This window comes from Zooshikella harenae, assembly GCF_018837975.1.
GTDB lineage: Bacteria > Pseudomonadota > Gammaproteobacteria > Pseudomonadales > Zooshikellaceae > Zooshikella > Zooshikella harenae.
Genome location: NZ_JAGSOY010000004.1, coordinates 53,585 through 67,551 on the forward strand (window position 1 = coordinate 53,585; position 13,967 = coordinate 67,551).

Annotated in this window: 16 protein-coding genes; 11 read left to right on the forward strand and 5 right to left on the reverse strand. The window is 41.2% G+C overall.

Features of this window, described 5'->3' with window-relative positions; translation table 11 throughout:
• Positions 1 to 285: 285 nt before the first annotated feature.
• Positions 286 to 609 carry a late competence development ComFB family protein gene (locus tag KCG35_RS03000; RefSeq protein ID WP_215818179.1) on the forward strand — a complete coding sequence of 108 codons (324 nt, stop codon included), beginning with the start codon at positions 286 to 288 and terminating at the stop codon, positions 607 to 609.
• A gap of 109 nt (positions 610 to 718) precedes the next feature.
• Here the strand turns inward: KCG35_RS03000 and KCG35_RS03005 are convergent, their stop codons facing one another.
• The gene (locus tag KCG35_RS03005; RefSeq protein ID WP_215818180.1) at positions 719 to 2,227 is read right to left on the reverse strand and encodes a fumarate hydratase; all 1,509 of its coding nucleotides are present in this window, start codon (positions 2,225 to 2,227) and stop codon (positions 719 to 721) included.
• A gap of 566 nt (positions 2,228 to 2,793) precedes the next feature.
• Between KCG35_RS03005 and KCG35_RS03010 the strand changes: the two genes are divergently transcribed.
• Together KCG35_RS03010 and KCG35_RS03015 are read left to right on the forward strand one after the other, a co-directional pair.
• Positions 2,794 to 3,765 carry a 2Fe-2S iron-sulfur cluster-binding protein gene (locus tag KCG35_RS03010; RefSeq protein WP_215818181.1) on the forward strand — a complete coding sequence of 324 codons (972 nt, stop codon included), beginning with the start codon at positions 2,794 to 2,796 and terminating at the stop codon, positions 3,763 to 3,765.
• Between the two features lie 145 nt (positions 3,766 to 3,910).
• Positions 3,911 to 4,669, forward strand: coding sequence for an enoyl-CoA hydratase (locus KCG35_RS03015; RefSeq protein ID WP_215818182.1), 759 nt, complete (start codon positions 3,911 to 3,913; stop codon positions 4,667 to 4,669).
• Positions 4,670 to 4,723: 54 nt separating this feature from the next.
• Here KCG35_RS03015 and KCG35_RS03020 read toward each other — a convergent pair whose 3' ends face one another.
• Positions 4,724 to 4,954: a hypothetical protein gene (locus KCG35_RS03020; protein WP_215818183.1), complete on the reverse strand. Its 231-nt coding sequence runs from the start codon at positions 4,952 to 4,954 to the stop codon at positions 4,724 to 4,726.
• A 152-nt stretch (positions 4,955 to 5,106) separates the two neighbouring features.
• Between KCG35_RS03020 and KCG35_RS03025 the strand changes: the two genes are divergently transcribed.
• The 4 genes from KCG35_RS03025 (at position 5,107) to KCG35_RS03040 (ending at position 8,455) form a co-directional block, all read left to right on the forward strand.
• On the forward strand, positions 5,107 to 5,664 hold the full coding sequence (locus KCG35_RS03025) for a thioredoxin family protein (protein WP_215818184.1): 558 nt from the start codon (positions 5,107 to 5,109) through the stop codon (positions 5,662 to 5,664).
• Positions 5,665 to 5,717: 53 nt separating this feature from the next.
• Positions 5,718 to 6,695 (forward strand): phosphatase PAP2 family protein, encoded by a 978-nt coding sequence (locus KCG35_RS03030; protein WP_215818185.1) that lies wholly within the window; start codon positions 5,718 to 5,720, stop codon positions 6,693 to 6,695.
• A 207-nt stretch (positions 6,696 to 6,902) separates the two neighbouring features.
• A complete protein-coding gene (locus KCG35_RS03035) occupies positions 6,903 to 7,358 on the forward strand; it encodes a methylglyoxal synthase (protein ID WP_215818186.1) in 456 nt (151 codons plus the stop codon).
• Between the two features lie 287 nt (positions 7,359 to 7,645).
• Positions 7,646 to 8,455: a polyphosphate kinase 2 family protein gene (locus KCG35_RS03040; protein ID WP_215818187.1), complete on the forward strand. Its 810-nt coding sequence runs from the start codon at positions 7,646 to 7,648 to the stop codon at positions 8,453 to 8,455.
• Positions 8,456 to 8,482: 27 nt separating this feature from the next.
• Here KCG35_RS03040 and KCG35_RS26895 read toward each other — a convergent pair whose 3' ends face one another.
• Both KCG35_RS26895 and KCG35_RS03050 read right to left on the reverse strand, forming a co-directional pair.
• Complete coding sequence (locus tag KCG35_RS26895; RefSeq protein WP_215818188.1) at positions 8,483 to 9,553, reverse strand: M15 family metallopeptidase; 1,071 nt, start codon at positions 9,551 to 9,553, stop codon at positions 8,483 to 8,485.
• Positions 9,554 to 9,894: 341 nt separating this feature from the next.
• Complete coding sequence (locus tag KCG35_RS03050; protein WP_215818189.1) at positions 9,895 to 10,602, reverse strand: glutathione S-transferase family protein; 708 nt, start codon at positions 10,600 to 10,602, stop codon at positions 9,895 to 9,897.
• 153 nt (positions 10,603 to 10,755) lie between these two features.
• On the opposite strand from KCG35_RS03050, the gene KCG35_RS03055 reads away from it, so the two are divergent.
• The 3 genes from KCG35_RS03055 (at position 10,756) to KCG35_RS03065 (ending at position 12,405) form a co-directional block, all read left to right on the forward strand.
• Positions 10,756 to 11,151: a DUF3301 domain-containing protein gene (locus tag KCG35_RS03055; protein ID WP_215818190.1), complete on the forward strand. Its 396-nt coding sequence runs from the start codon at positions 10,756 to 10,758 to the stop codon at positions 11,149 to 11,151.
• Between the two features lie 16 nt (positions 11,152 to 11,167).
• Positions 11,168 to 11,734: an elongation factor P-like protein EfpL gene (efpL, locus tag KCG35_RS03060; protein ID WP_215818191.1), complete on the forward strand. Its 567-nt coding sequence runs from the start codon at positions 11,168 to 11,170 to the stop codon at positions 11,732 to 11,734.
• Positions 11,735 to 11,802: 68 nt separating this feature from the next.
• The gene (locus tag KCG35_RS03065; RefSeq protein ID WP_215818192.1) at positions 11,803 to 12,405 is read left to right on the forward strand and encodes a DUF416 family protein; all 603 of its coding nucleotides are present in this window, start codon (positions 11,803 to 11,805) and stop codon (positions 12,403 to 12,405) included.
• A gap of 73 nt (positions 12,406 to 12,478) precedes the next feature.
• Here KCG35_RS03065 and KCG35_RS03070 read toward each other — a convergent pair whose 3' ends face one another.
• Positions 12,479 to 13,075 carry a hypothetical protein gene (locus tag KCG35_RS03070; protein ID WP_215818193.1) on the reverse strand — a complete coding sequence of 199 codons (597 nt, stop codon included), beginning with the start codon at positions 13,073 to 13,075 and terminating at the stop codon, positions 12,479 to 12,481.
• A 513-nt stretch (positions 13,076 to 13,588) separates the two neighbouring features.
• Between KCG35_RS03070 and KCG35_RS03075 the strand changes: the two genes are divergently transcribed.
• Complete coding sequence (locus KCG35_RS03075; RefSeq protein WP_215818194.1) at positions 13,589 to 13,792, forward strand: DUF2788 domain-containing protein; 204 nt, start codon at positions 13,589 to 13,591, stop codon at positions 13,790 to 13,792.
• The last annotated feature ends 175 nt before the right edge of the window (positions 13,793 to 13,967 follow it).

A 13,967-nucleotide genomic window follows, 5' to 3' on the forward strand; every position in this document is an offset into this window, starting at 1 on the left:
AGGTCTAAACCTTCTCCTTTAATGTCCTCCCTATCTCAACAGCATTCAGTGTGCCAAGTTAGCCGAAACACCTAAAATTTATATAACCAATTGATTTTAAATGACTACCCTCTACTTTATTCACTCCCCCTCTTGCTTAACTCAACAGCCATACTATCTATAAAAATATTTTTATATTTATATAGATAAACAACATATTTCAACTAAACAACTTATCTACAGTTGCTGCACTTCAATGATCATCTACACTTTTGGTAAAGGCTTGCCCTATAAAATCTGGGCTAAATGAATGCGTGTGTTGAGGTTAACAGCATGGCTTTGCAAGAAGAGTTTCATAACTATTATGAAACAATGGTCGTAGACTACATTACACAGGAATATCGTAATCAAGCAGAGATGGATGAGATGATTGTCGATGTGGCTTGTGTTGCTCTCAATCACCTTCCTCCTCGATACATTCATCATGATATCGATATGGCTTATTACCTTTCACCAAAAGAACGTAAAGAGATGGAGAAAAAAGTTCGGGATGCGGTAGAAGATGCGATTCAGTTCGTCTATAAGCGTCGAAATAAAGAAGCTGAAGAACAATCCGCATCGGCCTCATGATGTTCAGCACTCGGCAAACGCCATGAGGCAATTCACTTTTAGCTAGCTTGGCCTGTCTCTAAGCCATTAAGGTTAAGGTATCCCGTACCTTTCCCCCTATTGATCCATACTACCCCTGTTTCGCCAGAATTTTTTCCTGCCAGATTTTAGGGCCTGTTTGATGCACAGAAACACCTTTACTATCAACCGCAACAGTCACAGGCATATCCTCAACTTCAAACTCATAAATAGCCTCCATACCTAGCTCAGGAAAGGCGACCACTTCGGCTTTTTTAATCGCTTTAGATACTAAATAAGCCGCACCGCCCACAGCTATTAGATAAATTGCCTGGTGCTTACGAATCGCATCAATAGCGATAGGCCCCCGCTCAGCTTTACCAATCATGCCAATTAAGCCTGTTTCAGCAAGCATGGTCTCAGTGAACTTATCCATTCGGGTCGACGTTGTAGGACCCGCAGGACCAACCGCTTCATCACGCACAGGGTCCACAGGACCTACGTAGTAAATAAAACGATTGCGCAGATCTACAGGCAGTTTTTCGCCTTTTGCCAGCATTTCTGTCATTTTCTTATGGGCTGCATCACGTCCAGTAAGCATTTTACCTGAGAGTAAAACCGTTTCACCGGGTTGCCAGTCTTTAATATCTTCAGCTGTTAACGTATCCAAATTAACTCGACGGGCCTGAGGACCAACATCCCAAGTAATATTTGGCCACTCTTCCAGCTTAGGTGGCTGTTGTAGTGCAGGTCCTTCACCCTTTAACGTAAAGTGAGCATGACGGGTCGCCGCACAATTAGGAATCATGCACACGGGTAATGAGGCAGCATGCGTCGGATAGTCCATAATTTTAATATCCAATACCGTTGTTAAGCCTCCTAATCCTTGAGCTCCGATACCCAGACTGTTTATGGCATCCATAATTTCCAGCCGTAATGCTTCAATACGGTTTTGTGGCCCACGTGCTCGCAGCTCATGAATATCAATGGGTGCCATTAGTGACTCTTTAGCTAATACAGCTGCTTTCTCTGCTGTACCACCAATACCAATACCCAGCATACCTGGAGGACACCATCCTGCACCCATCGTCGGTACCGTTTTCACTACCCAATCAACAATACTGTCACTGGGATTCAACATTGCCATCTTGGTTTTATTTTCTGAACCACCGCCTTTTGCGGCAACATGGACTTCCACAGCATCACCAGGCACCACCTGCATATGAATAACCGCAGGTGTATTGTCCCGTGTATTTACCCGTTTGCCCGCAGGGTCAGCTAGAATCGATGCACGCAGTACATTATCAGGATGCGTGTAAGCCTGACGCACACCTTCATTGACCATATCTTCAACGCTAAGTGTTGCATCCCACTGAACATTCATTCCAATCTTTAGAAAAACTGTCACGATGCCTGTGTCCTGACAGATAGGTCGATGTCCCTCGGCACAGAGCCTTGAGTTAATCAAAATCTGAGCAAGCGCATCTTTTGCAGCCTCTGATGCTTCTCGTTGATAGGCTTCATGAACAGCCTGAATAAAGTCGATGGGGTGATAATAAGAAATATACTGCAATGCATCTGCAACACTGGCGATAAAGTCTTCTTGACGGATGATGGTCATGCGGATACATACTCCTCTTGTATGCAAGATGCCGACAACCTACTGACCTACCAAGACAACAAAAACAGGAAGAGCATCAATCCAACCGCTTTTACTTGTCGTAGCTAAGCTCATGACCTTTGGCGACACCTTATAGGCTAGTTAGGCTAGGCCGTAAATAGAGTTGCCTTTCTAATGAGGCTTACTCCAGTCTCTAAGGATCTATTTCAACAAGCACCTGTTGTGACCAATTCCACTTGATACGATTAAGCCACTACACGTTAGTTTTCTTCTCTTACTCAGGCTAATTCACCTTCGTAATATTATTCGCCCGAAATAGTAACATATTTTTCATAACAGGCAGCACTTCCCCCTTTACAGCTTTGACATCTCCAGGTAATTTCAAATTAGCTTAAGACCAGATATACCCCGCTATAGTGAAATCGAGCAAAAGTGGAAGGTATGCTCTTTCTCTCGAATCATTTTCAGGGTTTGTTATGGGTATATTAAATAGAAAAAATACAACAAGTAGCGCAGGGTCTTGGCTGTAGTTACACAGCGCTTATTACACATATTGGTTTAAAGCGATGCCAATTATTCAATTCAAGGATCAGAACATTCATTGTGACAAGCAGCAAATACTGCTGGACAAATTACTTGCAGCAGGCTGTTCAATTCCCTTTTCTTGCCGGGCAGGTCTTTGTCATAGCTGTTTAATGTATGCTACAGCCGGAGCCCCCCCAAAAGCGGCCCAGCAAGGGCTGAACCAAGAGCAATTGCAGAACAATGGCTTTCTCGCCTGCCAATGTCACCCTGAAGCAGACTTAGTCGTACGCCTGCCCTGTCGCCATCAGGATGCTATGCCTGCAATTATCACATCAGTCACGGCCTTGAATCAGGTCGTTAAACAGGTGAAGATTTCACCCTCAAAATTAATTGACTACCGCCCAGGACAGCTGATTAAGCTTTCCCACCAGGGACATGAACGCACCTATACCCTGGTGAGTCACCCTGAGCAGGACCAAGAACTTCTTATTCATGTACAACGAATTGCTGGCGGTAATGTCAGCCAATGGCTTTGCGAAAGTGCCGTAGCAGGAGATACTGTCACCCTGAGTGACTTACAGGGAGATTGCTATTATCAACAAACAAACCCTCATACTCCTCTGGTATTTATTGCAGCCGAAGTGGGTTTAGGTGCTATGCTCGGCATTGTTAGCGATGCGCTTTGGCATCAACATCGTGGTCCTATCCTGTTAATCCACCACGTGCCTAATACGGCCGACCTTTTTTTACAAGACACATTGCGGGAGCTATGCCGACAACATCATCAGCTTTCATATCAAACAATTGTGGGAAGCTGGACGGCAGATACGTTAAACCAACTTACTAACCTACAACGAAGTCACTTTTTTTTCGCTGGTGCAACACCGCGTATCATAGAATATTGGTCTACATTACAACAACTTAGTATTCCTCTCGCGCAGTGTTCTGTTATCTCATTTGACCTGGAAGAGGTCTCCAACCAAGCGGTTGACATTCTAGGTCTATCTTTCTAAGCTTGATTTCAAACAACCGTTTTAATTAAGTTTGTCTCCGCAAAATAACTCAATAACAAATACTGCCAAGGTCACTAAAACCTATAATATGCCCCTCAATAAGGGCTATAAAATGCATGTGTACCTACCTTTAAGGAGTTAACCTGTGAATGAAGTTCTAACTGAGCAAGACAATGGATGCCTCATTCTGCAAATTAACCGACCTGAGAAAAAAAATGCCCTGACCCACCCAATGTACACCCAACTCACTGAGGCTATACTGGCTGCTGACGAAGATGAGTCCATTAAAACCCTTTTGCTTACAGGCAATGCAGAGTGCTTTACCAGTGGCAATGACATTAAAGATTTTATGCTAAATCCCCCCCAAGGGAGTGACAGCCCCGTTTTTCAATTTTTACAAGCACTCGTCAATCTACAAAAACCATTAATTGCCGCAGTCAATGGTAATGCAGTGGGTATCGGTACGACACTTTTGCTCCACTGCGACTTCGTTTATGTAGGGCAAAATGCTATTTTTCAATTACCTTTTGTTAATTTAGGTTTGTGTCCAGAAGCGGCTGCAAGCTTTTTATTACCCAAGCTGGCAGGTCATAGGATAGCGGCAGAAATATTAATGCTAGGCCAGCCTTTTGACTGCCACAAAGCCAAAGAAGCAGGCTTGGTCAATCAAATAATTGATGATCCAGCACAAACATTGAATATTGCAAAACAAACAGCCCATCAACTTGGCAAACAGCCTACACAAGCCGTTCTACTTACCAAAAAATTAATGAAACAGCATATAAAATCGACTGTACAAGATGTTATGCAACAAGAAGGAACGTTATTTGTTGAACGGCTAAAAAGCCCTGAAGCACATGCAGCCTTTAGTGCATTTTTCAATAAAACAACACAGAAAAAATAATCGCCTGGACCTGTTTACAGGTCCACTCTTATCGCTATCAGTTAAGTCGGCAGCTTAATTATCTGTTTCATCACAAAGCATCGTCGCTTCAAGAATGCATACCTGATGCGTTATTTGTAAACGTTCCTGAACTAAACGCTCTAATAATGTTTCATCACCAATAATATGTCGGTTGTTGATAATACACAGATTATCGGCATTATCACGTTTTATTTGATAAGGTAACTCAAGAACTTCGTATGTTTTTAGGCCCGCAGCCATAAAACTAATTCGATACAATGGCATATTCTAAATCAGCATCTTTGTATATGATGTATTCATACCCTCAGTGAAGGATATAATGTTTTAACCGCTGTCAATGTAGCATAATACCTATACGCTTGCAGTATAATTCAGTTGCGGTAGGATTTATTTTCTCGAAAAAGAAAGGACTTTCTATGGCTCTTACTCCCTCTTCAATGTTGCCACTAGGCACAAAAGCCCCTAACTTCAATCTATTTAATACCATTAATCAACAATACCTATCTTTAAATCAAGTCAAAAAAGATGCAGGACTGTTGGTTATGTTTATTTGTAACCATTGCCCTTATGTCAAACATATTTTAGAGGGACTCATCACTTTAGGGCATGACTATCTTGATAAAGAAATTGGCATTGTGGCTATTTGCTCAAATGATGCAATAACTCATCCAGATGATAGCCCTGAAAAGATGCAACAACTGGCCAACAAAAAACAATTTCCGTTCCCTTATTTACACGACGAAAGTCAACAGGTCGCACGAGCTTACCACGCAGAGTGTACACCAGACTTTTTTTTGTTTGACCATAATCTAAGCTGTGTGTATCGAGGCCAATTTGATGGCGCTCGTCCTGGCAATTCAACACCTATCACAGGACAAGATCTCCGAGCAGCAATGGATGCATTACTGAGCAATACCTCCATTAGTTCTGAACAAAAACCGAGTATCGGTTGTAATATCAAATGGAAAAACTAACCCTGCTAATGTGAAGCCTGTTATTTCACATTATCAATGCTAGTGGAGTTGCAATGACCTTATCCCTGGACCTATCTATTATCGATTTTTTTCAATCGCTGCCTTCAGCGATGGTCAGTGGGTTAAGCTGGCTTTCCATACTCGGCTATGGTGAGGCCTATGTCTTAATCCTTGTACTTTTAATTTGGCGAAATCATCACCAGCAGGCACTGCCTTTATTATTACTATTACTCTTTAGTAGTGCACTTAACAGCTTACTTAAATTACTCATTGCGGCACCACGGCCCTATTGGCTCAACCCAGAACTTCTCCTCAACTTGCCTGATACCGCTTTTGGTATGCCTTCAGGACACGCTCTTAGTGCAACTGTGTTTTGGTTCGGATTAGCGCTATGGATACGGCATTGGCTATTTTGGCTAGTGGCTGTTGTTCTCGTGCTGTTAACAGCGATTTCTCGTATCACACTGGGCGTCCACTTTCCTTCCCAAACCCTGGCAGGTATTCTTCTTGGCCTGATATGCCTTGGACTTTTCCCGCAGCTAAAAAGCCTGTGCCAGAATAGCACCTCAAACCACCGCTTTTTAGTACTTCTTGTGCCAATCACTTTTTTACTTGTCATCGCCATGAACTACCGATTGATAAACCCTCCTCCTTTTTTATCAGGCACACTTTCTCTTTATCATCAAACCTTTATAGACATTACTCATAGCCCATGGTCATTGAAAGGGTTAATGAGAGACTGCTGTCTGCTTGCTGGACTTATTTTGGGCTATCACACGTTAATGTCTACAAGGCCAAATACAACATTCATCATCAGCTTTCCTTATATTCTTCTGGGGTTAGGAATTGGCCTCATATATTGGGTAAGCAGCGGTATACTTATTAAAGGCTTGCTGACGGAAGAGTGGCCATACCTGCTGGCACAAAGTTTACGAGGTATTTTACTTGGATATGGTATCAGCTATTGGATACCCTCATTTTGTATAGGTAGAGCTAATCGACAATTAAGTGCTCGTATTATTGATTGTTAATACATAATTAGGAGTTAAGTCATAGCAGTTAGACTTAACTAGTGAGATGATCTTGACCTTAGACCAGTGAAGTCATTGTGGAGGAGCCTTACAGCTACTGATGTAAGTAGCAAATATCATCCTCACAAAGAAGGATATACCCGTAGCAAGGTGTATAAACTCAAAACTGGTCTACTTTACTCCACTCATGGTTTAGGTAGGTGTGTTATGCAGTATAAAAACGCCGAAATGGATCAAAATAAAAAGATAGCTTTAGTTGCTCATGATAATAAAAAACAAGAGCTTATTAATTGGATAAGCAAAAACTTACAACAACTGAGTCAGCATAAATTATTTGCCACTGGTACAACAGGTGCACTTATTGAATCAGAACTCAATTTACCTGTTCATAAACTGATTAGTGGTCCTCTGGGTGGAGATCAGCAAATTGGCGCTAAAATCACTACCGGTGAAATTGACGTTTTGATTTTTTTCTGGGACCCCTTTGAGCCAATGCCTCATGATCCAGATGTTAAAGCTCTGTTACGTATTGCTGCAGTTTGGAATATCCCCATAGCCTGTAATCTGACTTCTGCAGACTTTTTAATCAGCTCACCACTTATGGAAGAGAAATACGAGCGAAGTATTCCTGATTATGAGCAATACCTTGCATCAAGAAATTAGCACCCTCACCTAACAGTAAATACTCACTTACATCCAATTATTGCAGATACGTGCTTGCGGGCTTGAGTTGTTAAACTAAATTTATCAAAGAGTCCAACCATTATTGGCCAGGAACATGTGGTTTGAGTGCAATGACAGTAGATTTTCCTCAGCGAGTCATTAAATGATTCGCTAGGAGGAAAAGCCACATAACCAAAAGCTTGGCTGGCCCGGTAAGGGTAGACACGAAGGAAAGCCCACTTCAAAGTGATTTGTGTGAGTAGAATATGGTGTAAGTGAGAGCCTTTATGTTGGATATTGCCTACTTCAATCCCCCCGTTCAAGGTGATCTTGACTTAAAGGCATATGATCCAAATTACACATTCAATGCCGACAAAACCCTTCTCAAGAAAGAAACTGAGCAGTTGCACCATGAGTTAAGTGCTTTACAGCAATGTATGCTTGCTGAAAAAAAAGCCTCTCTGTTACTTTTGTTTCAAGGGCTAGATTCTGCAGGGAAGGCTCACTCCATTAAACATGTTTTTTATGGACTCAACCCCCAAGGTCTTGCGGTTCATGACTTTCAAAGTACAGTGTTAAGTAGAGCTCATGATTTTTTATATCGGTTTCATCAGCGAGTACCTGCTTTAGGTCATATTGCTGTATTTAGCCGCAGTTATTATGACGATATTATTCATGAACTCGAAATAACAACACAGCCACCAGACAATTTACAATTACTTAAACAGTCTCAACATATCAATAACTTTGAACAACTGCTTAGTGACAACCATACCTTGGTTATCAAGTTTTATTTACATATCAGTAAACAAGAACATCGACGACGCTTGATCCAACGTTTAGGAGACCCAGAAAAACATTGGATGTTAGATCAGCATGACCAGGTTATTCAAAAAAACTGGAACCTATCAATCCAGGGCTGTCAGCACATTATTATGCACACCCATTGCCTCGCAAGCCCTTGGTATATTGTTCCTGCTAATCACCCCTGGTTTAGAGACTGGCTGATCATTAGTATCCTCCACCAGGCACTATCTCAATTAGCGCCGCAATACCCTCGCCCTACACTACCTTTTACTGAGGATGACCTACCTTAATTTATCCAGCAGATAGGTGAAAAAGAATTAAACCACTTTTATATGCCAAGGCTCATAACGGACACCATAATGGTTATCCAGCGTATAGCGAATATTAACATAGCCAAGGTCCTGCAATTTTTTAAATACATCAGTTTCAGCAAAATCCTTAGTGAAATTACGTTTACCCAAGCCTTGACAGCCAACATCAAAGTCACCAATAGCATGATAGGAATGCCCAGGTGGTGCTAACGATCGTGAAGCTTGAGACAAATTCCCTTTGGCATGAACAGCCTTCGCCATAAATAAATGCAGCTGTTTCATGACGCCACGAATGCCAGAGGTAAGAACCAGTGAGTCACCCACTTCAGAACGCACTTTGTCATAGAGCTTATGCGCTTCTCCATGAAACAGAAAATGCCCTGTTCCAGGGATTTTACTGATTTCTTTTTCAGGAACTTCTGCAGAAAGTTGAGTAATTATTTTTTCACCAAAAAAACCATATTTTTTTGCTTCTGCAGAAAAAATTTCATCGATAAAATCAAGCTGTTCCTTTGGAAATGCTCCTCGCTTTGAATACCGTGCATAGGTTTTCAGCATAGTATCCAAATTAATAATATTAAAATTACCATGCCCAACAATACGTTGTGCCTCTGTAAGGCTGGCTAATGTTGACTTTAGAAGCTCATATCTTTGCTCAGAAAGTACAACATCGCCTTCGTGATAAGTATCAAAATTATCAATTTTAGCTTGGTAACTTTGAGCAACATTTGCGGATGAAGCTTTTGGGGTTTCCAGAAAGTTCAGTTGTTGAGGCTGCACATAAGATAACTGCTCTGGCTGTGCAAACTCACCAGTAGTCAGCGTATCAATAGCAAAATACTCGTGACTTTTCCCCTCAGGAACCACCAAAGCGTCTTTGGTCGTTGTTGGTTGAGTGGCTATGGTCTCAATAATTGTTTGCGGGATATCTTCCAGGTCAGTTAGAACAATCGGTTGCTCACCAGGCAATACCGCTTGATGCTTTGCCTGCTTCGCTAACTGTCCCCACATAAACGCACATGATACGGTTACGGTTGAGCCTGCTAACACCCCTTCAAGAAAGACTCTTCGTTTCACAACTGATGAATCCCGTTTTCAAGTGTTGTGTATTGTTTTTATTTACTGGCATTAAAATATGCCAAATTCACTACTATCCAGTGTAGCTAATAAAACAGAAAAAGGATGAAAGTGATTTATAAAACCACATAAAAACATACGTTTTTAGCAGTTATTCTTAAAATCATCTCTAAAAACACTAGCATAATCAGTATACGACACTAAATGCAAGTAATTCGATTCGCATAGTGGAGGCTATTTCGGCCAGCGTATCATTGAATCTATTTGCTATACCGCTATCTGTAATACCGCTAGTTTCCCGTAAAACGTTGTTCAACAATCAATAGCTTTCGTCCTAAACGCTAATCCCCATCAGGGTAGTAGCGTTGATTTATTCGCTCACAGTATTCAATAAGAACAGGTAATGACTGAGCATGTTGCTGCAGTGGAGAGGGAAATTTAGTGCACAGAGTCCCAACCAGAAAAGCATGAGCAACAGCATCATATACTGTTGGTTCCTCCCCCAACACAAATGACGATCCAGTCAATAAATCAGCAACGGTTGTTAAGTCTCGACAGCCCAGCTGATAAATAACATCAGGCTTATGACGACCTAAGCCTTGAGCAAGCAACTGTCGTTTAACATGTCCTCGAGTCATAAGCGAGATAAAACTCCCAACCCCTGGAGGCATATTTTCCATTAATAAACTTTTTATCACTGGCCAGTTTGTTTTATCAACCCAACGACTATACATCAATATCCAGTAATAATGCTCCTCCAGCATACGGCACATCATGTAGCCATGAGCTAACGCTTTAACAGACAACCCATGCTTTATATCCAGTGAAAACCGATCAACCAAGTAATCAATAATCAAGTAAGAGTCAGCTATTAATAGATCCTCGGCCTTTATAAAGGGAAGTTTTCCATTTGGCCCAGCTTGAGGATTACGAATAAATTGAGACTTATGCTGTATATCGAACATGCGCATGAATGTTTCTACTTTCATACAGAAAGGGCTTAACTCCGGTAATCCCAGGCCGGGTCCAAAGCGATATAATTTAATCATTCCGCATGTCCTCTGGCGTTTTTATTATCAGTCTCACTTGTTTTAACCAACGCTGTCAAACGCATCTCCCTGTTTAGCCATCACTTGCTAGACAACTTTTCATTACTCCTTCCTGCAACCTGCCAATATACAATTTCTGTGTTTCAACATAACATGCCTCTGCCCAAGTTACGTTATACTCATCGTTTCTATCCACTCAGTACAAAAAAGACTATGGTTGAAGGACTCATTATATGTACATGCATTGCAATTACCTGGTTATGGCTTGATGGCATAAGATGCAAAGATATTGCCCGAGCAGCAGGAAAACGTGCATGTGAAGATTTACAACTACAACTGTTGGATGACACTGTCGCCAATATCAAAACACGACTCACACGCAATCAACAAGGCTCAATCACTTTACTCAGATACTATCGCTTTGAGTTTACACAAACAGGTGAGCACCGATATAAAGGCACTGTGCAACTTATTGGTCACAGAATTAAGCATATACATTTAGACACCCCCGATGACCTTGAGTCATCTCGGCAGACGTTTTTACAGTAAATGGAGACTTTCCCATATGCCAAAAGCAAGTGATTTAGCTAAAGGTCTTGTGGTAAACATAGGCAATTCACTAGGCTTGGTTCGAGATATTGAGGTGAAATCACCTTCATCTCGAGGCGCTCAAACATTGTACAAAGTCCGGTTCACACTGATTCCATCACAACAAAAACTGGAAAAAACATACACTGGTGACGACTGGCTTGAAGATGCCGATTTCCAGCGCCGCCAGTGCACTATACTGTTTCGTGAAGATAGCCTGCTAACCTTCATGGATACTGAAAACTATGAGCAATATAGCCTGACAACAGATACTATTGGAGATCAGGTATATTACTTGCCCGAAGAAAATCAGGATATCACTGTATTACTGGTCAATAATCAGGCAATTGCGCTTGAACTACCCACAGCAGTGACGCTAACAATCACTGATACCAGCCCAGGCATCAAAGGCGCAACAGCTACAGGTCGAACCAAGCCAGCTACACTAACAACAGGATTAGAGATACAGGTTCCCGAATACATAACCTCGGGTGAAAAAGTAAAAGTCAATACCAATACTGGAAAGTTTATGTCTCGCGCATAAGCTGAAAGAACAAGCTATAAAACAGTCATAACTATAATTGTGAGAGCGTTATTCGTTAATTAAAAGCTATGAAAACCCCTTCATTTTTTTCCACGCTAGACACATTAAATCCCCCCCAGCAAATATGTTTTGCAGCGGCAATTCTTACTCGAAGCGCACCAAACTATCAGCTGTTTTTGGAATTAACTCAATTTGGTGATATACAGCTTTTTAGACAAGCTTTAAACTTACTCTGGGACTTTGCCTCAGGCCAACAAAATCAAGCAGCCTTGGAAAAGTGGCTACCACAAATAGAACAGCACATTCCAGACCGGGAAGCATTTGATATGTATGGGGTACACCCAGCCACTGATGCCATGCTGAGTTTAAGTATGGCGATGAACTGTGCCTTATCTCCCAGCTCAGAAGAAGTCGATGGTATTGCACAGCTAGCATTAAAAACAATTGGACAATTTCTAAAATACAGTGAGGTCCCTGAGCTTAAAGGCACAGAATTACAACAATACATAGAACAGCATCCACTGTATCTACAGCAGCTTGATTTTTATGATGAGTTACTTGATACCCTTGCTAAGGTTAAACTGACGCCCTCTTTAATAAAAGAGATAAAAACCCTGGCTCGTAATGATGAAACTAGTCACTTAGGCATCAGTATTTCAGAAGAGAAATAGTACTGGTTCTCCACACAAGGATTTATACAAACTCGTTGTAAAGAAGACTCACAACGAGTTTAGTATTTAAAATCTAAGCTACTTTCTTTTGAAAAACACGTTGTAGCTTGTCAGTAATAACCTGCTGAATACCACTATTGACCATTTTGCTTAAATGCTGGATTGCAGATAACTCCAGCCGATAAATACGGATCGCCTTTCCACCAGCCATACTTTTACCAGCAACAATCACTGGTAGCACGGGTTTAGTATGCAACGCTAGGCGTAATAGCTCACTAATACCTTCCTTCACTGAAAGCATCGCACTAGAAGATGTAGGCTGACGAAATGCAAGTCCATGAGGAAATTCCTCATTTTTTTGACCGCAATGAACTTCAATACCGGTATATCGTATAGCCTCTTGGGGAATATTATAAAACGTATGATGCAAAGCTGATTTATCTGGCTGAACAATAACCCTCTTTTGATAGATTAAATCACAATTTTCTGAATTACTCTCATTGCTATATTTTAATTGATAGTTGGTGATTAACTTTGCCGTTTCAGGTAAATACACGCAAAAAAGTAATTTAAGCAAGGGTAAAGCATTAATCTGATTTTGATCTGAGACACTACCAAGCACTAATGACATAGCAGACTGAAATGCTTCGTTTGTTGTGTTAAACGACATAACTTTTCCCTCAGGCTTGTAAAATGTTCCCGTAAGCGTCATACACCATCACCTATCAATAAGGTATTTAAGCAACCTCTATGACTAACCACGTATGTACACACGCAGGAATAGTTTTTGAGATTGTAAACCTGGCATATCTTTCTCAACACACTGCAAAACCACTCTTTTTATTTGCTTCCCCAAGAGCATTTAAGCAACATACGCTGACTAAGGGAACGATATACCTCAACACGAGGCATAAAATACAACACTGCACAATGAGCAGTTAATGTGCCAAAATAACGCCCCAAATTAACGTTAAACGCATCACAAAAACAAAAATAAAATGAGACTCATGTCACCATAGCTGCTGATTTAGTTACTTTTTTTGTCATTGACAAGGTCAACAAGTGACAAAAACAGTCACATCAAGAAAGCGATAAGAGCGGCTTAAAACAAACGATTATCAATAACATTGTTTTGCGATACACTATGGCGCTGTTTTTTTGCCGTTTTCTCTGGAGTATCGCCATGAGCTGGGAAGAATACGAAGCGCTTTTCATGCAAGGCCTTATCGCTGCACTCATTATTTTTATGTTTTTTATTGTCTTTGATCTGGCCAAAAAAACAAAAGCAGGAAAGTTCGGTTCTTTTGTGTTATTTGGAGCGCTCTGCCTTGGTGTTATTGCCTACATTATCAAAGCAGTTGTTGTTGATAGCTTTGGCGGGTACTGATTGAAAGGAATTGATGAAGTCTCGTTAAAAACTACAGGTAAGGTATACACTACGTTCTTATCTCCGAAAATGACAAAAAAAAATGCCCATAAAAAAAGCCTGGTTGCTTAACAGCCAGGCGAGACAAGAACGAACATGATAAGATAAGGCTTGGTGCAGCTTATCTCGTTTCATT